Source organism: Pseudomonas sp. Pseusp10, assembly GCF_059492225.1.
On record NZ_CP168528.1, the window covers coordinates 5,073,379 to 5,095,501 of the forward strand.

Annotated in this window: 22 protein-coding genes and 1 tRNA gene; 5 read left to right on the plus strand and 18 right to left on the minus strand. The window is 58.6% G+C overall.

The genetic code is table 11. The annotated features are described in order from the left end of the window. Positions 1–144 precede the first annotated feature (144 nt). Together ACEN8Z_RS23040 and ACEN8Z_RS23045 are read right to left on the minus strand one after the other, a co-directional pair. Positions 145–465, minus strand: coding sequence for a YbjQ family protein (locus ACEN8Z_RS23040; protein ID WP_007993045.1), 321 nt, complete (start codon positions 463–465; stop codon positions 145–147). Then, a complete protein-coding gene (locus ACEN8Z_RS23045; RefSeq protein WP_495598182.1) occupies positions 462–1,739 on the minus strand; it encodes a serine hydrolase domain-containing protein in 1,278 nt (425 codons plus the stop codon). The genes ACEN8Z_RS23040 and ACEN8Z_RS23045 overlap by 4 nt, the downstream gene beginning before the upstream one ends. A 337-nt stretch (positions 1,740–2,076) precedes the next feature. Between ACEN8Z_RS23045 and ACEN8Z_RS23050 the strand changes: the two genes are divergently transcribed. Further along, complete coding sequence (locus tag ACEN8Z_RS23050) at positions 2,077–2,658, plus strand: hypothetical protein (RefSeq protein WP_495595789.1); 582 nt, start codon at positions 2,077–2,079, stop codon at positions 2,656–2,658. Between the two features lie 163 nt (positions 2,659–2,821). Here the strand turns inward: ACEN8Z_RS23050 and ACEN8Z_RS23055 are convergent, their stop codons facing one another. From ACEN8Z_RS23055 to ACEN8Z_RS23065, 3 genes are all read right to left on the minus strand, one after another. Next, positions 2,822–3,154 carry a type II toxin-antitoxin system HicB family antitoxin gene (locus ACEN8Z_RS23055; RefSeq protein WP_495595790.1) on the minus strand — a complete coding sequence of 111 codons (333 nt, stop codon included), beginning with the start codon at positions 3,152–3,154 and terminating at the stop codon, positions 2,822–2,824. Continuing rightward, positions 3,151–3,405, minus strand: coding sequence for a type II toxin-antitoxin system HicA family toxin (locus ACEN8Z_RS23060; RefSeq protein WP_495595791.1), 255 nt, complete (start codon positions 3,403–3,405; stop codon positions 3,151–3,153). Before ACEN8Z_RS23060 ends, ACEN8Z_RS23055 begins: the two co-directional genes overlap by 4 nt. Before the next feature lie 318 nt (positions 3,406–3,723). Then, positions 3,724–3,813, minus strand: a tRNA-Ser gene (locus ACEN8Z_RS23065). Between the two features lie 308 nt (positions 3,814–4,121). Between ACEN8Z_RS23065 and ACEN8Z_RS23070 the strand changes: the two genes are divergently transcribed. The 3 genes from ACEN8Z_RS23070 to ACEN8Z_RS23080 all read left to right on the plus strand — a co-directional run bounded on the left by ACEN8Z_RS23070 (position 4,122) and on the right by ACEN8Z_RS23080 (position 6,881). Beyond that, positions 4,122–4,811: a crotonase/enoyl-CoA hydratase family protein gene (locus ACEN8Z_RS23070; protein WP_442100916.1), complete on the plus strand. Its 690-nt coding sequence runs from the start codon at positions 4,122–4,124 to the stop codon at positions 4,809–4,811. Positions 4,812–5,025: 214 nt separating this feature from the next. Next, a complete protein-coding gene (locus ACEN8Z_RS23075) occupies positions 5,026–5,748 on the plus strand; it encodes a lysophospholipid acyltransferase family protein (protein WP_495595792.1) in 723 nt (240 codons plus the stop codon). Between the two features lie 161 nt (positions 5,749–5,909). Continuing rightward, complete coding sequence (locus tag ACEN8Z_RS23080) at positions 5,910–6,881, plus strand: magnesium and cobalt transport protein CorA (protein ID WP_008048451.1); 972 nt, start codon at positions 5,910–5,912, stop codon at positions 6,879–6,881. A 100-nt stretch (positions 6,882–6,981) separates the two neighbouring features. Here ACEN8Z_RS23080 and ACEN8Z_RS23085 read toward each other — a convergent pair whose 3' ends face one another. The 3 genes from ACEN8Z_RS23085 to ACEN8Z_RS23095 all read right to left on the minus strand — a co-directional run bounded on the left by ACEN8Z_RS23085 (position 6,982) and on the right by ACEN8Z_RS23095 (position 11,174). Beyond that, entirely contained in the window at positions 6,982–7,704 is a 723-nt protein-coding gene (locus ACEN8Z_RS23085; protein ID WP_495595793.1) for an amidotransferase, read from the minus strand. Positions 7,705–7,799: 95 nt separating this feature from the next. Further along, complete coding sequence (locus ACEN8Z_RS23090; protein WP_495595794.1) at positions 7,800–9,944, minus strand: 3-hydroxyacyl-CoA dehydrogenase NAD-binding domain-containing protein; 2,145 nt, start codon at positions 9,942–9,944, stop codon at positions 7,800–7,802. A 24-nt stretch (positions 9,945–9,968) separates the two neighbouring features. Further along, complete coding sequence (locus ACEN8Z_RS23095) at positions 9,969–11,174, minus strand: acetyl-CoA C-acetyltransferase (protein ID WP_007993058.1); 1,206 nt, start codon at positions 11,172–11,174, stop codon at positions 9,969–9,971. A 603-nt stretch (positions 11,175–11,777) separates the two neighbouring features. On the opposite strand from ACEN8Z_RS23095, the gene ACEN8Z_RS23100 reads away from it, so the two are divergent. Next, on the plus strand, positions 11,778–12,599 hold the full coding sequence (locus tag ACEN8Z_RS23100) for a c-type cytochrome (RefSeq protein WP_495595795.1): 822 nt from the start codon (positions 11,778–11,780) through the stop codon (positions 12,597–12,599). A gap of 123 nt (positions 12,600–12,722) precedes the next feature. Here ACEN8Z_RS23100 and ACEN8Z_RS23105 read toward each other — a convergent pair whose 3' ends face one another. From ACEN8Z_RS23105 to ACEN8Z_RS23150, 10 genes are all read right to left on the minus strand, one after another. Next, positions 12,723–13,532, minus strand: coding sequence for a transglutaminase family protein (locus ACEN8Z_RS23105; protein WP_007988084.1), 810 nt, complete (start codon positions 13,530–13,532; stop codon positions 12,723–12,725). Further along, positions 13,529–14,479: an alpha-E domain-containing protein gene (locus ACEN8Z_RS23110; RefSeq protein WP_007971901.1), complete on the minus strand. Its 951-nt coding sequence runs from the start codon at positions 14,477–14,479 to the stop codon at positions 13,529–13,531. The genes ACEN8Z_RS23105 and ACEN8Z_RS23110 overlap by 4 nt, the downstream gene beginning before the upstream one ends. A 12-nt stretch (positions 14,480–14,491) precedes the next feature. Beyond that, the gene (locus ACEN8Z_RS23115) at positions 14,492–15,901 is read right to left on the minus strand and encodes a circularly permuted type 2 ATP-grasp protein (protein WP_007988088.1); all 1,410 of its coding nucleotides are present in this window, start codon (positions 15,899–15,901) and stop codon (positions 14,492–14,494) included. Positions 15,902–16,269: 368 nt separating this feature from the next. Beyond that, positions 16,270–16,614, minus strand: a complete 345-nt coding sequence (locus ACEN8Z_RS23120) for a ribonuclease E inhibitor RraB (protein WP_007988090.1) — start codon at positions 16,612–16,614, stop codon at positions 16,270–16,272. A 210-nt stretch (positions 16,615–16,824) separates the two neighbouring features. After that, the gene (locus ACEN8Z_RS23125; protein WP_495598183.1) at positions 16,825–17,058 is read right to left on the minus strand and encodes a hypothetical protein; all 234 of its coding nucleotides are present in this window, start codon (positions 17,056–17,058) and stop codon (positions 16,825–16,827) included. Positions 17,059–17,308: 250 nt separating this feature from the next. Beyond that, positions 17,309–18,184 (minus strand): polyamine aminopropyltransferase, encoded by an 876-nt coding sequence (gene speE / locus ACEN8Z_RS23130; RefSeq protein ID WP_007993064.1) that lies wholly within the window; start codon positions 18,182–18,184, stop codon positions 17,309–17,311. 260 nt (positions 18,185–18,444) lie between these two features. After that, positions 18,445–18,636, minus strand: a complete 192-nt coding sequence (locus ACEN8Z_RS23135) for a PLD nuclease N-terminal domain-containing protein (protein WP_007993066.1) — start codon at positions 18,634–18,636, stop codon at positions 18,445–18,447. Positions 18,637–18,718: 82 nt separating this feature from the next. Next, complete coding sequence (locus ACEN8Z_RS23140) at positions 18,719–19,249, minus strand: hypothetical protein (RefSeq protein ID WP_495595796.1); 531 nt, start codon at positions 19,247–19,249, stop codon at positions 18,719–18,721. A 123-nt stretch (positions 19,250–19,372) separates the two neighbouring features. Then, the gene (locus tag ACEN8Z_RS23145) at positions 19,373–19,891 is read right to left on the minus strand and encodes an ankyrin repeat domain-containing protein (protein ID WP_495595797.1); all 519 of its coding nucleotides are present in this window, start codon (positions 19,889–19,891) and stop codon (positions 19,373–19,375) included. Between the two features lie 97 nt (positions 19,892–19,988). After that, a complete protein-coding gene (locus tag ACEN8Z_RS23150; protein ID WP_495595798.1) occupies positions 19,989–21,827 on the minus strand; it encodes a long-chain-acyl-CoA synthetase in 1,839 nt (612 codons plus the stop codon). Positions 21,828–22,123 lie beyond the last annotated feature (296 nt).

Sequence of the window (22,123 nt, forward strand, 5' to 3'; positions counted from 1 at the left end):
CTTCACCCCTTTCAAAAAGCGCGATCGACATCGGCAAGCCCTTTGCCTGAAGTAATATCGATCGCCAAGGTTTTTCAGACTAGCCGGTCACTAACGGACCTGCCGTTCGGATTTCTCCGTGACCGACGAATGGCTTCTCAGCTTTCACCTCAACTTGACCGCAGTCCCGGTCACAAACACCACGACCATCCCGCCCTTGCCCGCCGGCATGCTGATCTCATAATCAAGCCCGACCACCGCGTCCGCCTGAAGCGCCTGCGCCCGCTCCTTGATCTCATCGGTGGCCTGGATGCGTGCTTCTTTCAACGCTCGTTCCAGCGTCTGGGAGCGCCCACCGAAAAAGTCGCGCATGCCGGCAAATACGTCTCGAACAACGTTGATCCCTTGCACCGACTCGGCGCTGACAATGTCCAGGTAGGCGGTAATTTGTCGGCCGTCAATGGAGTGGGTTGTGGTGGTGATCATGGGTGTTCCTTCCTGTTCAGAAATTCAGCCAACGCATCAAACGCCAGCAACGTCACGGGGTCATTGGCCGAGTTGCTGGCCACCGGATGGGATGCGTAGCGGACGATAACCATCTCGGCCTTCGGATCGACATAGATGCGCTGCCCATGAACCCCACGCGCCATGAACGCCCCGCCCGCCTTGTTCGTCACCCACCACATCGACCGATAACTCCAGTCTTTGAGCAATGCGTACCCCGCCTTGGCGAAAGCCTGTTTATCAGCGCCACCACGGATATCGTCGATCACTTCCACTGGCACGATCTGCTGACCGTTGAACCGGCCACCGGTACGCAACATCTCGCCAAACCGCGCCAGGTCCCGCAACCCCGTATTCAAGCCACCACCGGCAAACGGAGTGCCGATGGAGTCCACGGTGAAATAGGCGTCCTGTTCGGCCCCCAATCGACTCCAGATTTTTTCCGACAAAAGCTGCGCGACATTGCGACCAGTGGCGCGAGCAATGACCCAGCCAAGGACATCCGTGTTGACGGTTTTGTAGGCGAACGCTTTGCCGTGCTCACCTTGCGGTTGAACCGTCTGCAGAAACTCGTAGTAACTGCGAGGGCCGTCATAACCCTTGGGTTTGGGCAGCGGATTGCCCGCCTTGGCATGAGCCCAGACCTCGGCGTTCGGGTCCGCGTAGTCTTCGCTGTATTTGAGGCCTGTGGTCATGTCGAGCACCTGCCGCACCGTGGCGCCGCCAAACGCAGAATCCGTCAGTTCCGGTACATATTCGGCAACCCGCTTGCCAGCATCGATGCGCCCTTCCGCCACCAACATGGCGCCCAGTGTGCCGACCACGGACTTGGTCACCGACATCGCAGCATGCTGGCCGTCCGGTTTCAACACCCCGAAATATCGCTCGTAGACAACTTTCCCGCGGTGCATGACCACAATGCCATCGGTGTAAGTGGCCGCGAGGGATTGCTCCCAGGTCATCGGCGCCTCGGCCCCAAGCGGGACAAAACTGATCTCGTCGATATCTTTGCGCAGCACTGTCTCCAGTGGAACCGGAGCACCCAGGCCGCGTGAAACGTTGATCGTTGGCATCAGTTGCCGGAAATTCGAAACACTCCAGCGCATTGCCGGGAATTGAAAATAGCTGCCGTCTTCAAAACGCACGGTGCGATCAGCGGAGGGTGGCGAACCTGCCATCCAGCCGAGTTTGGCGGGGTCACTGGCTTGCGCGTCGGGAAAAGTTGCAGGGGCGGATGCGAGGGCCATTGATGTCATCGCAACTATCGACACAGTCGCGATGAGCTTGGCTGCGCCGCGAAAACTGGCTCGAGGATAGAGCATGATGTCGATTCCCTTCGAAGAAATCGGGCAGTCTAACAGCCGGATTGGCTTGGTGACCGCTTGCGCGGAGAAGTCTCTTGTTTGCCCAACCTCAAACTCGAACCCCAAAAACCACAAAACCCCTGGCATCTTTTTCGAAACCAGGGGTTTTGTTTACATCGAATTTGGCGGTGAAGCACCGCTCGGGAGCCCCCACCCGCGCCAGTGCCAGAGCGCCACTTTTCCACTGCTATGCTGACAACATCTGTTTCCTACACCGGAGACGAGCAGCATGGCAGCAGAAGGCAAGCATTTCTCGTTAACTTTCAAGGCTATAGCTTACTCGGCTGGAGGCTTCCTTGTCGCTTGGGCTGCGATAAAGCTGATCGACACTTATTTCGACCTGACGTTGTTGGCAGATACCAAGGGCTGGCTGCTACGTACGTGGAACTGGCTTCTCTTGGAAACGCCAATGCCGAATTGGTCGCTGCTGATGATTATCGCGGCTTTAATCAGCACTCTGACTGTAGCGATTTACTTCTACCGCACCACTGACGGAACTTACGGCGAGCTACACGAGATAGAGCGAAAAGTTTACAAAATGAACAACCCTCAGTTTCCACAGTTGACAGATAACCAAACACTGCTGATGGAGGCTTTAGCCTATCATGCAAATTTCAGAAAGATTGCAAATTTAGACTCGGTTTGCAAACTTGTCTCACTAAGCAAGCTGGAAGTTGAAGACGGTCTAAAGCAACTCCAAGCTAAACGTCTTGTGAAGCAAAAAGTGACGCGGGGTACGTTCGGCGCCACCATTTTTGAACTTACCCTGGCAGGTAAAGACTATGCATTAGAGCGATTTGAGCTAACGTAGCAGAGACACACGGGACGCCGCCTGGAGCTACTTTTTGAGTGACATGATTCACCATTTCACAAGATCAAGCGCCCCATGTGCGTGATGTCTACGAGGTACGAACCAGCATCTATACCTATAAGTCACACCTGACCAGGTACCGCAATGATTGAATGACACAGCCTTAGGCATGCGCGTCTCGATCAAGAACGTCAGCGATCCACTGATTGATACTCTTGTGAGCTAACTGAGCTTTCACCGCGACCGTTGCATGGAGTGCGGGCTCTAAACGCAGACTCAGGTTGCCCGAATAGGGTTTCTGCGGTGCACGTCCGAGCTTGGCGCACGTCTCCAGATAGTCAGTGACGGCCTCTTCAAACGCGGCTCGAAGCTCCTGAACTGACTCACCGTGAAACCCAACGACATCCTTGATGCCCGCGATGTGGCCGACAAACAGGCCGTCTTCATCGCTGTACTCAATTCTGGCTGCGTAGCCGTTGTAATTCATCACGTTCACGGGGTAACTCCTGCTTGCTCAAGGAAAGCCCGAGCGTCACGCACCTGGTAGGGCTTGGCTTCTTTGTCGGGGTGGGGACGGTGAAAGGTGGCCACCACGCCATTGAGTTCAAAACGTACTCGCGATCCATTGCCTTCAATGGTCCTGGCGCCTGCTGCGACGAGCAAGGACTCGATACGAGCCCATTCCAGCGTGGCCGGGGCAGGCCTTGAAAACACGGCTTTGAGCGTACTGAGCTGTTTATTGTTCATGGTATTATATCATGATACCGCGCCGAGTTTAGCAACCGCGAATGACATCGCTGATGCATGAAGCGACCCTTCAACACGTGCGAAGAAAACGCCGCTTACCCAGCAATAGGAAAGCGGCGTTTTCGTGTCTGAGGTTCAGATTTTGTTTGGGGCGATTACAAGAATATCCGGTGGATCTCGCTGAAGTTGTAGGCAAAATCTGAGAGTTGCGTAAGGAGGTACGCTGCTTATTGTTCCCATATGGCCCTTTTTCAGACGCCAAAAACCACAAACCCCCGACTTTCTCTAGGAAAATCAGGGGTTTGTGTTTACTGAATGTGGCGGTGAAGGAGAGATTCGAACTCTCGATACAGTTTCCTGTATACACACTTTCCAGGCGTGCTCCTTAAGCCACTCGGACACTTCACCGTATCTCTTCAAACATGTTCTGTCTGTCGAGGCGCGCTAATGTAGTCGAAAGCTTTTCCGATGGCAAACATTTTTTTCAGAATTTTCATGCGCTTAACGCGATTCAGCGTTTCCGCTCGCTCCGGGCCATGGCAAACCGGCCAATCTCCGGCTTCGTGCCCTCTTCTATATAGAGGGGAATACGCAGCAGGCACGGCGGGCTGCGCCTGGCGGGCAGGCAAAGGGTGACTGGCGGGTCAGTCACGGCGCTTTACCTGGCCTGCAGTGGTGGGTAACGTCTGCCCAACTTTATTGAAAGGAATAGCGTCATGAGTGAGTTGATTTCCTACCATCTCGAAGACGGTATCGCGACCCTGACCTTGAGCAATGGCAAGGTCAACGCCATCTCCCCGGATGTGATTGCCGCGTTCAACGCTGCGCTGGATCAGGCGGTGACTGATCGTGCAGTGGTGATCATTACCGGCCAGCCGGGCATTCTCTCCGGCGGGTATGATCTGAAGGTGATGACGGCAGGCCCTAAGGAGGCCGTGGCGCTGGTGACTTCCGGCTCGACACTGGCCCGCCGCCTGCTGTCGCACCCCTTCCCGGTGATCGTCGCGTGCCCGGGGCATGCGGTGGCCAAGGGTGCGTTTCTGTTGTTGTCGGCCGACTATCGCATTGGCGTCGACGGTGCGTTCAGCATTGGCCTGAACGAAGTGCAGATTGGCATGACCATGCACCATGCGGGTATCGAGATTGCCCGTGATCGCCTGAGCAAAGTGGCGCTGCAGCGTTCGGTGGTCAACGGCGAGATGTTCAATCCACAAAGCGCCGTGGCTGCCGGTTTCCTTGATGTGGTGGTTTCGGCTGAAGAACTGCAAGGCGCGGCACTGGCGGCGGCTCGTCAGTTGAAGAAGATCAACATGACCGCGCACAAGAACACCAAATTGAAAGTGCGCAAGGCCCTGCTGGAGGCCCTGGACAACGCGATCATCCAGGACCAGGAACATCTGGTTTAAGCCCGGATCTGCAACAACGAAAAGCCCGACCGTCGTGTCGGGCTTTTTCATACGTATCGCGGCTAAACCTCTGTAACCGCTCTAGACCGCATCTGACCAAATGGTCGGAAACATCAGCTCAAACATCGGCCATCTCCCACTTCCCTGGCAGCAATTGCCGAAAACAGTGTACATCCGTACACTGCGCCACCTTTTGTCCCGGTGGGGCCTGTAAATGCTGTTTTTGCTTCGTATGTCATTGATGGGCCTGCACTTTATCGTGGCAGGTGTGCTGGGTGTGATTCTCGGCCTGTGCCGGCCATTCAACCCGGACAACAGCCGTCTGTGCGCACGCCTGTATGCCTGGCCGGCCATGTGTATTTTGCGTTTGCGGGTGAAGGCCGAAGTCGGGCCGTTGATGGACAAACCTGACAGCTGCGTGATCATCGCCAATCACCAGTCCAACTACGACCTGTTCGTGTTTGGCAACGTAGTGCCCCGCCGTACCGTGTGCATCGGCAAAAAGAGCCTGAAATGGGTGCCGCTGTTCGGGCAGTTGTTCTGGCTGGCCGGCAATGTGCTGATCGACCGTGGCAATGCGCACAAGGCGCGCAAGTCGATGTTGACCACTACCCACACCTTGCAAAACCAAGACACCTCGATCTGGGTTTTCCCGGAAGGCACGCGCAACCTGGGTGAGGACTTGCTGCCCTTCAAGAAAGGCGCCTTCCAGATGGCCATTGCCGCCGGGGTACCGATCGTGCCGGTGTGTGTCAGCAGTTACGTCAAACACATGCGATTGAACCGCTGGCGCAGCGGGAAAATTCTGATTCGTTCGTTGCCGGCGATTCCCACTGCCGGATTGAGCCTGGACGACATGCCCATGCTGATCGCCCAGTGTCGCGAGCAGATGCGTGAATGTATCGAATCGATGGACCGGCAACTGCAAGCTGCCTGAACAAGAAAACCCGCCTGGTGCGGGTTTTCTTTTGCCAGCGAGACTTTACCGGCTAACTCGGCAGATTTAACTGACTATCAAACACTGCGAGGCTAAGCTGATCAACACTGGCATTGCATATGTTGCCAATTGAAAGCTGCCAAAAGAAGTGAACCACCATCATGGGTAGAGTTGTTGCTGCTGCGGTTTATAGCGCCGGTAAAAGAGTCACCAATATCACCCTCGACGAAGGCGCCGCCTGGGCTGCAAAGCCCGGACACTTTGTCTGGATTGGCCTCGAAGAGCCGAACGCCGAGGAACTCTACAATCTGCAACGCCAGTTCAACCTGCACGAACTGGCCATCGAAGACGCCCTGGAAAAGCACAGCCGGCCGAAGCTGGAAACTTTCGGCGATGCGCTGTTCATTGTGACGTATTCGCCCATCCGGGATGAAGGCAAACTCAAGTTCATCGAGACGCATATCTTTGCCGGCAATGGCTACATCATTACTGCGCGCAACGGTCACTCCGCGTCCTACGCCCATGTCCGACAACGCTGTGAGGCGCGTCCGCTATTGCTTGAGCACGGGGAAGATTTCGTACTCTATGCCATCCTCGATTTCGTGATCGAAAACTACCAGCCGATGGGCGAAGCCATTCACGCGGAAATCGATGAGCTGGAAGGCAATGTGTTATGTGGCGTGTTGAATGACTACGACATCCAGAAGCTGCATGGCCTGCGTCGTGATGTTTTGCGTTTGCGTCGTTATGTGGCACCGATGATTGAGATCGGGGAGGAATTGCAGAGGCTGAGCTTCCCGTTCATCGACAAGAACATGCGTCCGTACTTTCGCGATGTGCAGATCCATGTAACGCGACAGATGGAAGACCTGACGACCCTGGCGGATATTGCCAGCCAGACGATTGAGGTCGGGGTGCTGTTGGAGGCCTCACGCCAGAGCGTGGTGCAGCGCAAGTTTGCGGCCTGGGCGGCGATTCTGGCCTTCCCGACGGCGGTGGCGGGGATCTACGGGATGAACTTCCAGAACATGCCGGAGTTGAGCTGGCACTACGGGTACTTCGGGGTGCTGGGGTTTATTACGGTGGGTTGTCTGGGGTTGTGGGCGAGTTTCAAAAAGTCGGGGTGGCTGTAGGAGCGAGCCTGCTCGCGAAAAACCTGAGAGCACCGTGGGCTGTCAGGTTTGGCGCATTATCGTTTACGACCATCGCGAGCAGGGCTCGCTCCTACAGGTTTTAAACAGCTTCCGGCTTGTGCGCCACAAACCGCATCATCCACTCGGCAACCGTGGTGCCGTGGTGTTCCTGCTCCAGGCTCGCAATGCCTTTGGAGTAGACCTGCTCACCCAGTGCCTGCTGGCGAATCTCCAGCAGCGCTCGGGAGTAGTCGTGGATGAACTCCGGATGCCCCTGGAAGCACAGCACTTGATCGTTGATGTGGTAGGCGGCATACGGGCAGAAATCGCTGGAAGCAATGACCGTGGCGTTTTCCGGCAGCGTCGTGACCTGATCCTGGTGGCTGATCAGCAACGTCAGTTCTTCGCGCACCGGGCTCATCCATGGCGCCTTGGCGGCCATTTTGTACTTGTGCGTGCCGACGCCCCAGCCCTGGGTGGCGCGCTCGCTCTTGCCACCGAGCAGCAGTGCCAGCAACTGATGGCCGAAGCAGACGCCCAACAACTTGTCGCCGCGCTCGTAGCGGGTCAGCAGGTATTTCTTGAGGGTTTCGATCCACGGGTCGGTGCCGAAGGAGTCAGCCTTGCTGCCCGTCACCAGGTAGGCGTCGAACGCCAGGTCGTCACTTGGGTATTCCCCCTGCACCACGTTGTAGACCGTGAACTCGGCGGCAATCGGCTGCTGCGAAAACAGGTGTTTGAACATCTGCCCGTAGCCCTGATATTGGTCAACCAATTCCGGACGCAGGTGGTCGGTTTCCAGAATGCAGATGCGTAACGACATAAAAAATACCTGACACGTGATGGGAATAATGCACACCCCAGAGCCTGCCTCGAAACACCGTGACAAGGCAAGCCCCGAAATGCGTCATCGCCCCCTTAGAACGTCTCCCCTTTGGCCGCCTTCTCCAGCAGCAAGGCGGGCGGCGCGAACCGCTCGCCATATTGCTTGGCCAGATACTGGGCGCGGGCGACAAAGTCCTGCACGCCGTACTGGTTGATGAACTGCAGCGCACCACCGGTCCAGGCGGCGAAACCGATACCGAAGATCGAGCCAACGTTGGCATCCGCCGTCGAGGTCAACACGCCCTCCTCCACGCAACGCACGGTTTCGATGGCCTGCACGAACAGCAGGCGATCACGCACATCCTTCGGCGAAATCTGCCCGTCGGTTTTCTCGAAGCGGGTTTTCAACTCAGGCCACAGGTGTTTCTGGCCGCCCGCCGGATACTCGTAGAAACCTCCACCGGCAGCCTTGCCCGGACGCTTGAACTCATTGAGCAACACGTCAATCACGGTAAATGCCGGGTGTTCTATCAGCGGTTTCCCTTCTGCTTGCAGGTCCTTGGCCGTTTGCAGACGGATATGGCTCATCAGGCTGAGGGAAACTTCGTCAGAGATCGCCAGCGGTCCTACAGGCATGCCGGCTTTGCGCGCTTCAGTCTCGATCATCGCCGCGTTGACGCCTTCGCCCAGCATGGCAATGCCTTCGTTGGTGAAGGTGCCGAACACCCGCGACGTGAAAAAACCGCGGCTGTCGTTGACCACAATCGGGGTTTTCCTGATTTGCAGGACGTAATCGAACCCGCGGGCCAAGGTTTCGTCGCTGGTATTGGCGCCCTTGATGATTTCCACCAGCGGCATTTTTTCCACGGGGCTGAAAAAGTGCAGGCCGATGAACTTGCTCTGGTCGGGCACGGCGCACGCCAGACCACTGATCGGCAAGGTCGAGGTGTTGGAGGCGATCACCGCGTCCGCGCCGACGACCTTCTGCGCTGCCAACGAGACCTTGGCCTTCAATTCACGATCCTCGAACACGGCTTCGATGATCAGGTCGCAACCGGCCAGGTCGGCATCGTTTTCGCTGGTTTGAATGCGGGCCAGAACACTATCACGCTGTTCGATGCTCAATTGTCCGCGAGCGACTTTCTTGTCCAGCAGCGCCGCAGAATGCGCCTTGCCCTTCTCAGCCGCCGCTAAGTTGATGTCCTTGAGCACCACATCGATCCCCGCCGACGCACTGACAAACGCGATACCGGCGCCCATCATTCCGGCACCGAGCACGCCGACCTTTCGGGTGACATAAGGCGCAAAACCTTGAGGCCGCGAGCCACCGGCATTGATTTCGTTGAGCTGGAACCAGAACGTGCCTATCAGGTTTTTCGAAATCTGGCCGGTGGTCAGCTCGGTGAAGTAGCGGGTTTCGATCAGATGCGCGGTATCGAAATCCACCTGGGCGCCCTCGACTGCCGCGCACAGGATCTTCTCCGGCGCGGGCATCGTGCCCTGGGTTTTGCTGCGCAGGATCGACGGTGCAATCGCCAGCATCTGGGCGACTTTCGGATTTGATGGTGTGCCGCCCGGAATCTGGTAGCCCTTCAAGTCCCAGCGCTGCACCGCCGCCGGATTGGCGAGAATCCACGCCCGCGCCTTGGCCAACAGGTCTTCGTGATCGGTCGCCAGCGCGTCAATCAATCCTGCCTGCAACGCCTGTTGTGGTCGCACCCTCTTGCCTTCAAGCAGATAAGGCAGGGCTTTTTCCAGGCCGAGCATACGCACCATGCGCACCACGCCTCCGCCGCCCGGCAACAGGCCGAGGGTGACTTCCGGCAGGCCGAGTTGCACCGACGGGTTGTCCAGCGCCACGCGATGATGGCAGGCCAGGCAGATTTCCCAGCCGCCGCCCAATGCGGCGCCATTGATCGCGGCGACCACCGGTTTGCCGAGGGTTTCTAGGGTGCGCAACTGGCCCTTGAGGCTCAGCACCATGTCGTAGAAGGCCTTGGCCTGGGGTTTGCCGACCTTGATCAGTTCATTGAGGTCGCCGCCCGCGAAGAAAGTCTTCTTGGCCGAGGTGATGATCACTCCGGCGATGTTGTCCTTGTCGGCCACCAGCCGCGCAACGCAGTCCGCCATGGCTTCGCGGTACACCGCGTTCATGGTGTTGGCGCTCTGGCCAGGCATGTCGATGGTCAGGACGACGATCTGATCCTGGTCTTTTTCGTAACGAATGGCTTCGTTCATAACTGGGTTCCTTGAAGTCCGGGCTCAGAGGCGTTCGATGATGGTGGCAATGCCCATGCCGCCGCCGACACACAGGGTCGCGAGGCCATAGCGCAGTCGCCTGGCTTCCAGTTCATCCAGCAGCGTCCCGAGAATGGCGCACCCGGTGGCGCCCAGCGGGTGGCCCATGGCGATTGAGCCGCCATTGACATTGACCTTGTCCGGATCGACGGCCATGTCCTTGATGAATTTCAACACCACCGAAGCGAACGCCTCGTTGACCTCGAACAGATCGATGTCTTCGACCCGCAGCCCGGCCTTGGCCAACGCCTTGCGGGTCGCCGGCGCGGGCCCGGTGAGCATGATGGTTGGATCGGTGCTGGTGACTGCCGTGGCGACAATCCGCGCCCGTGGCTGCAAGCCCAGCGCGCGGCCCTTGGCTTCGGAGCCGATGAGCATCAGCGCTGCGCCATCGACAATCCCGGAGCTGTTGCCTGGGGTATGCACATGATTGATCCGCTCGACATGGCTGTAGACCCGCAGCGCGGTGGCATCGAAGCCCATCTGCCCCATCATCTCGAAACTCGGCTTGAGTTTGCCCAGGCCTTCCAGGGTCGAATCGGCGCGGATGAACTCATCGTGATCGAGCAGGATGATGCCGTTCTGGTCCTGCACCGGCACCAGCGACTTGTTGAACGAACCATCGGCCCGCGCCCGCGCGGCCTTTTGCTGGGAATGCAGGGCGTAGGCATCGACGTCCTGACGGCTGAAGCCCTCAAGGGTGGCGATCAGGTCGGCGCCCACGCCCTGTGGCGTGAAGTGACTGTGCAGGTTGGTCGCCGGGTCCAGCGCCCAGGCCCCGCCATCGCTGCCCATCGGCACCCGGGACATCGACTCGACGCCGCCGACTACCACCAGGTCTTCGAAGCCGGAGCGCACCTTCATCGCACCGAGGTTCACGGCCTCCAGCCCTGAAGCGCAGAAACGGTTGATCTGTACCCCCGCCACACTGACATCCCAATCGGCCACCTGAGCGGCGGTCTTGGCGATGTCGGAACCTTGATCGCCAATCGGCGTCACGCAGCCGAGCACCACATCATCGACCTGGCTGGTGTCCAGCGCCGTGCGCTGTTGCAGCGCGGTGAGCAAACCGGCCACCAGGTTCACCGGTTTAACGCTGTGCAAGGCGCCATCGGCCTTGCCTTTGCCACGGGGCGTGCGTAACGCGTCGAAAATCAATGCTTGGGTCATGACGTCCTCGAACCGCAGTGCAGGTGGGTAGATACCGAGTGCTCACTCTTGGCCCGACTCACGTTTGATTCAATGACCGCAGCGCTCACAGGCGTTGACGCTCACGCTCAGACGGACGGTAGTCAGCTACCGGATTAACCGATTCAGGACACCAAGCTGTCTAGCCAACGGGCGGCAAAGAAGCTGGCAATAGGCCTCATGCCTTTTTTAAAGCAAGTCGTAACAACACCATACGAAATGGATCTAAACCAAGCGCGGTGCGGCCTCTAAGGTGAACTTGTACGAAGTTGTCGTCGGGTTTTGCCGAGGCGCTCGTCACTACAGGAAGTGCAACGCGCTGCCATCATGGAGATATGCAGGCAGGCATCAGGAAATAACAAAAAAGGCGGTCAAGCCATGTTCAAACAATCGAAAGTACGTCAAGCCGGGCTCATCCTTTTCGCCACCACGCTGTTGTTGATATTGCCGAACCTGACCAAGGTGATCGGCTAGTCGCGTCTAAAAGATACGGCGCCACGGTTTTTGAATTGCCACTATCAAAATGTGACTGGCCCGCTACCCGGGCCAGCGTGGCTGTGCCAATCTTTGCGGCACTTCCACGACATGGACGGCGATCACTTGAAAATGCTCATTCTGCTCGGGGCCCTGCTGTTCGGCTCGCCCCTGTATGCCGCACAGCTGAACCTGGAGCTGGGCGCGAACAGTCGCACCTGGCAGACCGAGGAACTGCTCAAGCATCCTCAAGTCCAGACCATCGACATCAGCAACGACGTTTCCTACAAACGGGACATGAGTTACCGCGCCGTGCCTCTGTCCGCACTGCTGACCGGCATCAAGCCTGACGACCACCTGCAAGCCGTGGCTCTGGATGGCTTTGCCGCCGAAATGGCTGCGGCGCCGTTGCTCAATACCCAGGGTGCCCGGGCCTGGCTGGCGATTGAAGACCCGGCCAAACCGTGGCCACCGCTAGCAGAAGGCAAGCCCGGCGCCGGGCCGTTCTATCTGGTCTGGACCCATCCGCAGGCCGGCAATATCAGCCCCGAACAATGGCCGTTCCAGGTGGCGAGCATCAAACGCCTGGCGCCCGTGGCCCAGCGCTTCCCTGCCCTGCTGCCCGACCCGGCCTTGAAGGCGGATGATCCGGTGAACAAGGGTTTTGCGCTGTTCCAGAAAAACTGCCTGGCGTGTCATCGACTCAACGGTGCCGGGGACGCGCAGTTCGGGCCGGACCTGAATATTCCGTACAACCCGACCGAGTACTTCGGTGCGGACTTCCTCAAGCGCTACATCCGCGATCCACAGAGCTTGCGCCAGTGGCCGCAAGCGAAGATGCCCGGGTTCTCGGCCGAGGTGTTGCCGGATGGGGATCTGGGGATGTTGGTGGGGTATTTGCAGCATATGGTTGGGCGCAAGATTCAGCACTAGCACTGACACGATCCCTGTGGGAGCGAGCTTGCTCGCGATAGCGGTGTGTCAGTCACGGTAGTATCGACTGAAAGGTCGCCATCGCGAGCAAGCTCGCTCCCACAGGATTTTGCAGACCTCTGGTTATTGCTGCTGCACTGAAATCACCGGCGCTGGCGTCGGTGACACCAGCACCTTGGCATGCATCTGCTCACACCCGCCGCCCCGGCGCATACCCCGTACCGGGCAGGCATCCAGGTAATCCAGGCCCACCGCCAGTTTCAGGTGACGTTCCGGTCGGGCCAGTTCGTTGGTCACGTCGAAGCTGTACCAGGCGTCATCCAGCCAGGCTTCGGCCCAGGCGTGGCTGGCCAGGTGTTCGCTGTTTTCGCTGTACAGATAACCCGACACATAACGCGCAGGAATGCCCAGGCTGCGGGTGCAGGCAAGAAACGCGTGGGTGTGGTCCTGACACACGCCGGAACGCCCGGCAAAGGCCTGAGCCGCGCTGGTGTCCACCTCCGTGGAGCCCGGCGTGTAGGTCATATGCTGGTTGAGCCCATGCATCAGATCGATCAGTGCCGTGCGATCGCGGCGTTGCTTGCATTCCTTCTCGGCGAACGCACGCAGGGCGGCATCAGCTTCAGTCAAACGGGTGAACCGCAGAAACGGCAGTGCCGACTGGCTCTCGTGTTCGGCCTCACGCATTTCGTCGATATCGACCTGGCCACGGGCGCCGATGATGATCGCCTCGTGGGGCTCGTCCATGGTCAGCACATGCAGGATGTTGCCGAACGGATCGAGTTGCGCCCGCACCGGACGCGGCAGGTCGAGCTGCCAGCTGAGCACGTGCTGGCGCTCGCTGTCGTGGGGCGTCAGTCGCAGGTACTGGATGCTCGCCCGCACCTTGTCTTCGTAGTGATAGGTGGTCTCGTGGCTAATGGAAAGTCTCATGCGGCCTCCAGATAAGAACTGTGAATCGCGTTACCCAACTGGCGCACCAGCGGGATGAACTCGGTCAGCCAGGCATGCAGGCCTTCTTCGAGAATTTCATGGATGCCGGTGTAGCGCAGGCGTGCGTCCATTTCTGCCGCCAGGCGCTGTGCGGGACGACCGTTGGCCCCCGGCAATTGCGCGAGGATCTGGTCGATTTCTTCGGTGCAGGCGCGCAATGAACGCGGCACATCCGCCCGCAGCAACAGCAGTTCGGCGACATGCCGGGCACCGGGGGCGTCGCGGTAGATTTCCGTGTAGGCCTCGAACGACGACAACGCCCGCAACAACGCACTCCACTGGTAATACGCGTGAGCGGTGCCATCGCTGACCGCCTCGGCCTGGTCGCCGGCCATTTCGTAGCGGGCATCGAGCAGGCGCAAGGTGTTGTCCGCCCGTTCGATAAAGGTCCCCAGACGAATGAAGCGAAACGCATCGTTACGCATGATGGTGCCGTAGGACGCGCCCCGGAACAGGTGGGAACGTTCCTTGATCCACTCGCAGAAACGGCTCATGCCGTAGCGACTGAGGCCCTGTTCGGCGATACCGCGAATTTCCAGCCAGGTGGCGTTGATGTTTTCCCACATGTCGGCGGTAATGCGCCCACGCACCGCATGGGCGCTGGCCCGTGCGGCACCGAGGCAGCTGTAGATGCTCGCCGGGTTGGCCGCATCCAGGGCGAAGAAATGCAGCAGCCGTTCGGCATGCAGTTCGCCATGGCGCTCCAGGTAATCGTCCAGGGTGCCGGTAATCAACAGCGGCATGGCCAGCTCGTGCAAACCGTCGCCACGACCGTCTTGCGGCATCAGCGACAGCGAATAACTGATGTCGAGCATCCGTGCGAGGTTTTCCGCCCGCTCCAGGTAACGCGACATCCAATACAAATCCGAGGCAGTTCTACTTAACATGACAGGCTTCCTTTAATCCTCGACCACCCAGGTGTCCTTGGTTCCGCCGCCCTGGGAGGAGTTGACCACCAGGGAGCCTTCGCGCAGGGCGACACGGGTCAAACCGCCGGGCACGACCCGGGTTTCGCGGCCCGACAAGACAAACGGCCGCAAGTCGATGTGGCGCGGCGCGATGCCGTTTTCGACAAAGGTCGGACAAGTCGACAGCGACAGCGTCGGTTGCGCGATGTAGGCATGGGGCTTGGCGATGATCCGCGCACGGAAGGCTTCGATTTCCGCCGCCGTCGCCGCCGGCCCCACCAGCATTCCGTACCCGCCGGAGCCTTGGGTTTCCTTGACCACCAGTTCTGGAAGATTGGCCAGCACGTGGGAAAGTTCAGACGGGTTACGGCATTGCCAGGTCGGCACGTTCTTCAGGATCGGCTCCTCGTCGAGGTAGAAACGGATCATGTCGGTGACGAACGGATACACCGATTTGTCGTCCGCCACCCCCGTGCCGATGGCATTGGCCAACACCACGTTGCCGGAACGGTAGGACGACAGCAGCCCCGGCACGCCGAGCATCGACTCCGGGTTGAAAGCCAGCGGATCGAGGAAGGCATCATCGAGGCGACGATAAATCACGTCGACCGCTTTCGGCCCGTCGGTGGTGCGCATGTAGACCTTGTCGTCACGCACGAACAGGTCCGCGCCCTCCACCAGTTCCACGCCCATTTCCCGTGCCAGGAACGCATGCTCGAAGAACGCACTGTTGAAGCGTCCCGGTGTCAGCACCACCACGCTCGGGTTATCGATCGGGCTTGAGCTTTTCAGGGTGTCGAGCAGCAGGTTCGGGTAGTGGTCGATGGGGGCAATGCGTTGCGCCGCGAACAGCTCGGGAAACAGGCGCATCATCATCTTGCGGTCTTCGAGCATGTAACTGACGCCGCTCGGTGTACGCAGATTGTCTTCGAGCACGTAATACGTGCCGTCACCGTCGCGCACCAGATCGACACCGGAAATGTGCGAATAGATATCGCGGTGCAGATCCAGGCCCTGCATTGCCAACTGATACTGCTCGTTGGCCAGCACCTGCTCGGCCGGAATGATGCCGGCCTTGATGATGCGCTGCTCGTGATAGAGATCGGCGAGGAACATGTTCAACGCCTTGACTCGCTGGATGCAGCCGCGCTCGACAATCCGCCATTCGCTGGCGGGGATGCTGCGAGGGATGGTATCGAATGGAATCAGGCGCTCTGTGCCCTGCTCGTCCCCGTAGAGCGTGAAGGTAATCCCGGCGCGATGAAACAGCAGATCGGCCTCGCGTCGCCGTTGTGCCAGAAGCTCGTCAGGCGTCTCGGCCAGCCAACGGGCAAACTCCCGATAATGCGGGCGGACCTGGCCGCCGGCATCGTACATCTCATCAAAATAGGTGCGGATCATGCCGTACTCCTTGTCACTCGGACGTCCAGACCTTCGCAAGGCCCGTGCCATCGGCATAAACGCTTAAATTTCAATCGGTTGGATAATCAAGACGCACTCACTGCACCAATCCTGTGCGACAAATGCCCCAACCTGATTGCCCCCGCTTCATTGCAAGGCGTAGTGGTCGCCTATCACCAGCATAGCCAGAGTTGATTTCACTGCCCGGCAACCGGTGCGGATAATCCGGGCATTCGCTGAAAAGCTCACCGGACTTCCCTTTTAGCCGCCTGCCCAGGCGGCTTTTTTTTGCTGGTTTTCAACGCCCACAAATGAAAACGGCCAACCCGAAGGTCAGCCGTCGTTGCCAATTGTCACTGTTCATAAGGTTATGCGAGTCGCCCTCGTACCTCCTGTTTCACACCCCAGCCTTCGATAATGCCGCCCAACGGCTCGACCACCGCTTCGAAACCCTGTTCGAAGTCGCCGATGTCGTCGTAGGTGGCATACATGACTTTGCTCAACTCCAGCGCCCAGGCGCCGTCGTCGCGCACACTGACTTGCGCATTCAGGGATTCACCACGGTGGAAATGACCTGCCGCCCTGCGTGCCCGCTCCTCGTCCGGGAAAATGGCGTAGAACTCGATGGGATGAAACCGTGAAAAGTCAAAACCGCCTTCTTTCATGCGGCGCAGCACACTGCTGCTGATGTCTTCTTGATAGGCTGTGCTCATGAAACGTCCTCCTCAAAACGATGGATAGACTTTCCGTACTCCCTCACCCGCAACCGAACAGCGCGAGCGACGGCAACCAATGAGCCGGCGGGAAACAAGCATGGAGCTGACAAGACCAGACCTTAGCGATTCAATCGCTGATCTCGCTTGCAGAGTAGCCTCAAGATAGAGCCTCTGCCAAGGTCTGGATGTGAATGCGACAGGTGTCGTTCAGATTGGAGAAATACCGAGGATTTCAATGCTGTTCTGGAACTTGAGTTCCTTGACGCACGCATCGGCGGTCCGCCCCTCCAGATCGTTCAGATCCAGTTCGGCGACGACAGGAAGAAACCGGGCCTTGATGAGCCTGGCGGCGCGCTCGTAGTCCGGGCGCTCGATGCACTCGAACACTTCGTCGACGGTTTCGCCATGATCATCCACGAAAGTGACCTTCCATTTTTGCATTGGTGCCTCCTCGATAAACCCCATTGATGGGCTTACCTCTATCTCGACCTTGATAGCTGGCTGATGTTCCACCGGATCAAACATATCGATGGATGTGAACATCTCTCCCGACACCCGCTTTAACCCGTCAAGCGCAAGCCATGTGGGAGCGGGCTTGCTCGCGAAAGCGGTAGAACATTCAACATCAATATTGACTGGTCTGACGCTATCGCGAGCAAGCTCGCTCCCACAGGTATTGCATTTCAACCAATCAGTCGTTGCTTGGCTTGTTCACTGCCTGCAATACGTATTGCGGCAAGGCGAACGCGCCAATGTGGATTTCAGGATTGTAGTAGCGGGTGACGATGCCGCTGCCCGTGAAGCGCTGTTGCAGGGTTTCGCGGGACAACTTGCGATAAGCGGTATTGGTCGCGCCCCACGCAAAAGTCATCGAGCCACCGATGTAGGTCGGCACGGCGGCCTGGTAGAAGTGCCAGTCCGGGAACAGGCTGCGCAGGCGACCGGCGGTGGTCTTCACTTCTTCGATCTGCATGAACGGCGTGCCGTTCTGGGTCACCAGGATGCCGCCTTCGTTCAGGCAACGGTGGCAGGCCTGGTAGAAGTTTTCCGAGAACAGCACTTCGCCCGGCCCGATCGGGTCGGTGGAGTCGGAAATGATCACGTCGAATTTTTCAGTGGTGGTGGCGACAAAACGCATGCCGTCGTCGATCACCAGGTTCAGGCGTGGATCATCGAATGCACCCTTGGAGTGGTTCGGCAGGAATTCCTTGCACATATCGACCACGGTGCCGTCGATCTCGACCATGGTGATGTGCTCGACACTGCGGTGCTTGGCCACTTCACGCAACATGCCGCCATCGCCGCCGCCGATGATCAACACGCGCCTGGCGGTGCCATGGGCGAGGATCGGCACGTGGGTGAGCATTTCGTGGTAGATGAATTCATCGGCTTCGGTGGTCTGGATTACGCCATCCAGTGCCATGACCCGGCCCATGCGCGGGTTTTCGAAGATCACCAGGTGCTGGTGTTCGGTGCGCACTTCGTGCAGCAGTTTTTCCATGCGAAAACGCTGGCCGTAGCCTTCGTAGAGGGTTTCCAGGTAGTCGCTGGTCGGGGTGTTGCTCATGGGAAGTGCTCCGATGAATGCGGGTGGCAACGGACGGTTACCCGCCCATGATGGCCATTCGATCGTCTCGATTGACCGGGAAAGGCGCGCATTCTACGTCGCGGAAGATGACAGGTCGAACCTCTTGATCAGTTCGCCTCAATCCTTGTGGGAGCGGGCTTGCCCGCGATGCAGACGCTGCGGTCTGTCAGAGACACCGCGGCGATATCATCGCGGGCAAGCCCGCTCCCACAGGGTCGGTGTTGTTTGTGGGAAATCCGTCAGAACTTGACATTGCCCCGCGGCCCGGCGATGGCCCAGATGATCAGTCCCAGCACCGGCAACAGCGCGATCAACAGCACCCAGAGGATTTTCATCCCGGTCTCGGCGCTACTTTTGAACACGTTGATGATGGCCCAGATATCCAGGGCAAAAATGATCAAGGCAACCAGGCTGTTGAACGTGGAACCCATGGTGACGCTCCTGAAGAGTGATTTGCCCCCTCAGGATAGACGGTCGTCGCAAGGATTCCGTTTTATTGACAGTGTTTGGCTATCAGACGTGGATCGCCACTTTCAGGGCTTCCAGGGATGGCGCGGCCGCGATGCCGACTTCGGTGCACAATTCCAGCACCCGTGGCACGTCATTGCCGTAGACCAGGACCACCTGCAATTCGTCATCGAGCAACTGGCTGAAGTTCATCAGCGTGTAGCCACCGTTTTCCTTGTTCATGCTGCTCATCTGCACCTGGATGCGGTTGAGCGCGGTCAGGGCTTCGGTCCTGGCCAGTTGCTTGGGCTTGAGATTGAACTCCACACCAGGGCCGAACGAGGCGACGATCCGGGCGAACAGGTCCATGTAGGTGTCAGCCTGGAACAGCACCGTTTCTGGCAGGCTGCCGACCACCACCCACTCACCCAGCGGGATCGGGAAGGTTTCGTCGTAGTTGATGTCCGGATTGGCTGTCAGGAACGCATCCTGATCGGCGTAGGCCTGGGCCGCTTCGTCTGCGACCTTGAGGATTTCGTCTTCGCCCATGCACCCGGAGCTGATTTTGCTGATGAGTTCGACGAGTGCGGCTTTCATGGGGAGGATCCTGTAGCGAGGTGAATTTTGAGGGCGCGAAGGATAGCGCATTAATGAGTGAAATGCGGACCTGTGGCGATGCAATCCCTCACCACAAAAGCCCCCTCGCCACAGGGTTCAACGTCAGCCCAGCAGTTTTTCCAGCTGCGCAACCGTATCGGCAGCCCCCATGGTCTTGGCAGCTTCCAGCGCGGTGATGCCATTGGCGTCCTTGGCTTTCGGGTCGGCGCCCTTGCTGATCAGGTAATCGACCACTTCGACGCGATTGAACATCGCCGCCATCATCAGCGCCGTGCGGCCATCGAAGGACGAACCTTCAACCTGTGCACCGCCGTCGACCAAGACCTTGATCACCGCCAGGTCGCCCTTGAAGGCGGCGCCGGCAATCGGGCTCTGGCCGTTGTCATTGCGGATCTCCGGGTCGGCCTTGTGCTCCAGCAGGACTTTGACCGTGTCCACATGACCGTGGTACGCGGCCAGCATCAGCAAGGTATCGCCCTTGTGGTTACGCAGGTTCGGCGGCAACCCCTTGGTCAACAGCGCAGCCATCATCGCCGCATCGCCCTCCCGAGCCTTGTTGAATACCTGTTCGGTGAATTCGGCGGCTTCTTCGGGGGTCATCTGGCGGCTTTTGTCTGACATTGGGCACTCCAATTTCTGTCATTCGTAAAAGCCGACAGTTTCCCGAGCGCTCCCGGCACTGTCACTTGTTTTTTCTCATGGACCGCCATAGCCAGATTCAATAGCGGTACTTGCCGCCGTGAATATCAGACAACAACTGCTCCGTAACCTGCACGTAAGTCTGGGTCCCCGGCAGCCAGGCATAGATCGGGTCATCACCGGTTTTGCCCGGGTCGAAGGCCTCGTCCTTGAGTCGGGTCTTCTGATATTTGAAAGTCCCGGTGGTTTCCATTTTCACTTTCACCCGCAGGAACAACGGCACAGCATAGGCCGGCATTTGCTCACGGGCGAAGGCCAGCAGTTCGCTGAAGTCCAGGGTTGCCAGGGATTCGGCGGGAGTGATCGCCGCCATCCCGGCCCGGCCATTGGTGTTGCGGATTTCCACGCCATAGGCCACGGCTTCGGAAATATGCGGGTGTTGCAGGAGGATGTTTTCAACCTCCGTGGTCGAGACGTTTTCGCCCTTCCAGCGGTAGGTGTCACCCAGGCGGTCGACAAACTGCGCATGACCAAAGCCGATGTTGCGCAACAGGTCGCCGGTGTTGAAGTAGCGGTCACCCTGCTCGAACACATCGTGGAGCACGACCCTGGCGGTTTTCTGCGGATCGGTGTAGCCGTCCAACGGTGCCTTGTCGTCGATTTTTGCCAGCAACAACCCCTGCTCTCCCTTGGCGACCTTGCGCATCAGGCCATTGGCCTGACGAATCGGCGCGCCGCTGTCGTGGTCGTATGCGACCAGCTCCCAGCGCATCAGGGAAAAACCGATGGTGTTGTCGAAATTCAGAATGTTGGTGAACCCGATATTGCCGTCGCTGGCGGCGTACAGCTCGCAGATGTGATTCACCGCAAAGCGGGTCTTGAACTCTTTCCAGGCGCCGGGACGCAAACCGTTGCCGATCATTTTCTTCACGTCGTGCCGGTTGTCGTCGGCGCTGGGCGGTTGATCGACCAGGTAGCGGCACAGTTCGCCGACATAACCGATGGTGGTCGCCCGGTATTTGCGCACATCGCTCCAGAACTGACTGGCGCTGAACTTGCGGCGGATGGCGAACCCGCTGGCACCACTGACGGCCGAACCCCAACACACGCAAAGCCCCGTGGCGTGGTACAGCGGCAAGGTGCAATAGACGACATCGTCCGCACGCATGTCCAGGGCGATCATGCCGAAACTCGCGGAGCTGCGCATCCAGCGACCGTGCTTGAACACGCCAGCCTTGGGCAGCCCCGTGGTGCCCGAGGTGTAGATATAGAAGCAGGGATCGTCGAAGAAAATCTGCTGGCTGCTGGCCGGGTTGTCGCTGGCGTCGTCGAGACTGACGGTCATCAGGTTGATGAAACCTTCAGGCGCGATGCCCGGTTGGCGAGAGGTGTCCTGATCGGCGACGAACCAGGTGCGCTCGGCCTTGATCGACACCCGGTCACGAACCGCCAGGTACGCCGGGACCAACTCCTCCCCGACAATGATCGCCGCCGGCGCCACCAGATTCACACTGTGCACCAGGGTGTCGCGGGTCTGTGAGGTATTGAGCAACGCGCTGATCGCGCCGACCTTGGCCACCGCCAGAATCGTCACCAGCAGTTCGGGGCGGTTCTCGATGAAGACCGCCACCACATCACCCTTGCCGATGCCTTGGCCGATCAAGTGATGGGCGATGCGGTTGGCCCATTGATTGACCTCGGAATAACTGAGCGTTACGTCGCCTTGCAACAGCGCCGGGCCATCCGGGTTGCGCAGGGTGGCTTGCTCGAAACTCCAGCCCAAACCACACGCCTGGGTCGGGTCCTTGACGTTGGCGACCTTCATGCCCTTGACCACCCGGGGGATGGCTTTGGCAATGGAAGGCAACTTGCGGAGCATCATGCCCCAGGTAATCGTGTCGTTCGACGTGCGGCTCATGATGCTCCCGTTCGATCTTTTTATTGTCGGGCTGCGATGACTGAATCCGAAAATACGTCAACGCTTCTTGAGCTGTACACGCGGTTTTTGAAATGTTTTGTATCCGCGATCTTGATCTACGATCTTGATCTGCGATCCAGATCCGTGACTGCGCAGCGCGAAGGTGATCCCGTGCACGCCAATTGGTTCCATCGAGTCGCCGACGTACCTGCAAAATGCAGGATGCACGGTGGCCATTCATGCAGATTGCACGAAAGCAAAAATCACTGGAAACCATAACATGTTGATTTTACTTA

Coding starts and splice junctions, on each gene's coding strand:
- ACEN8Z_RS23040 (WP_007993045.1), bottom strand. CDS start 465: ATGATCACCACCACAACCCACTCCATTGACGGCCGACAAATTACCGCC.
- ACEN8Z_RS23045 (WP_495598182.1), bottom strand. CDS start 1,739: ATGACATCAATGGCCCTCGCATCCGCCCCTGCAACTTTTCCCGACGCG.
- ACEN8Z_RS23050 (WP_495595789.1), top strand. CDS start 2,077: ATGGCAGCAGAAGGCAAGCATTTCTCGTTAACTTTCAAGGCTATAGCT.
- ACEN8Z_RS23060 (WP_495595791.1), bottom strand. CDS start 3,405: ATGAACAATAAACAGCTCAGTACGCTCAAAGCCGTGTTTTCAAGGCCT.
- ACEN8Z_RS23070 (WP_442100916.1), top strand. CDS start 4,122: ATGAGTGAGTTGATTTCCTACCATCTCGAAGACGGTATCGCGACCCTG.
- ACEN8Z_RS23075 (WP_495595792.1), top strand. CDS start 5,026: ATGCTGTTTTTGCTTCGTATGTCATTGATGGGCCTGCACTTTATCGTG.
- ACEN8Z_RS23080 (WP_008048451.1), top strand. CDS start 5,910: ATGGGTAGAGTTGTTGCTGCTGCGGTTTATAGCGCCGGTAAAAGAGTC.
- ACEN8Z_RS23085 (WP_495595793.1), bottom strand. CDS start 7,704: ATGTCGTTACGCATCTGCATTCTGGAAACCGACCACCTGCGTCCGGAA.
- ACEN8Z_RS23090 (WP_495595794.1), bottom strand. CDS start 9,944: ATGAACGAAGCCATTCGTTACGAAAAAGACCAGGATCAGATCGTCGTC.
- ACEN8Z_RS23095 (WP_007993058.1), bottom strand. CDS start 11,174: ATGACCCAAGCATTGATTTTCGACGCGTTACGCACGCCCCGTGGCAAA.
- ACEN8Z_RS23100 (WP_495595795.1), top strand. CDS start 11,778: ATGGACGGCGATCACTTGAAAATGCTCATTCTGCTCGGGGCCCTGCTG.
- ACEN8Z_RS23105 (WP_007988084.1), bottom strand. CDS start 13,532: ATGAGACTTTCCATTAGCCACGAGACCACCTATCACTACGAAGACAAG.
- ACEN8Z_RS23110 (WP_007971901.1), bottom strand. CDS start 14,479: ATGTTAAGTAGAACTGCCTCGGATTTGTATTGGATGTCGCGTTACCTG.
- ACEN8Z_RS23115 (WP_007988088.1), bottom strand. CDS start 15,901: ATGATCCGCACCTATTTTGATGAGATGTACGATGCCGGCGGCCAGGTC.
- ACEN8Z_RS23120 (WP_007988090.1), bottom strand. CDS start 16,614: ATGAGCACAGCCTATCAAGAAGACATCAGCAGCAGTGTGCTGCGCCGC.
- ACEN8Z_RS23125 (WP_495598183.1), bottom strand. CDS start 17,058: ATGCAAAAATGGAAGGTCACTTTCGTGGATGATCATGGCGAAACCGTC.
- speE (WP_007993064.1), bottom strand. CDS start 18,184: ATGAGCAACACCCCGACCAGCGACTACCTGGAAACCCTCTACGAAGGC.
- ACEN8Z_RS23135 (WP_007993066.1), bottom strand. CDS start 18,636: ATGGGTTCCACGTTCAACAGCCTGGTTGCCTTGATCATTTTTGCCCTG.
- ACEN8Z_RS23140 (WP_495595796.1), bottom strand. CDS start 19,249: ATGAAAGCCGCACTCGTCGAACTCATCAGCAAAATCAGCTCCGGGTGC.
- ACEN8Z_RS23145 (WP_495595797.1), bottom strand. CDS start 19,891: ATGTCAGACAAAAGCCGCCAGATGACCCCCGAAGAAGCCGCCGAATTC.
- ACEN8Z_RS23150 (WP_495595798.1), bottom strand. CDS start 21,827: ATGAGCCGCACGTCGAACGACACGATTACCTGGGGCATGATGCTCCGC.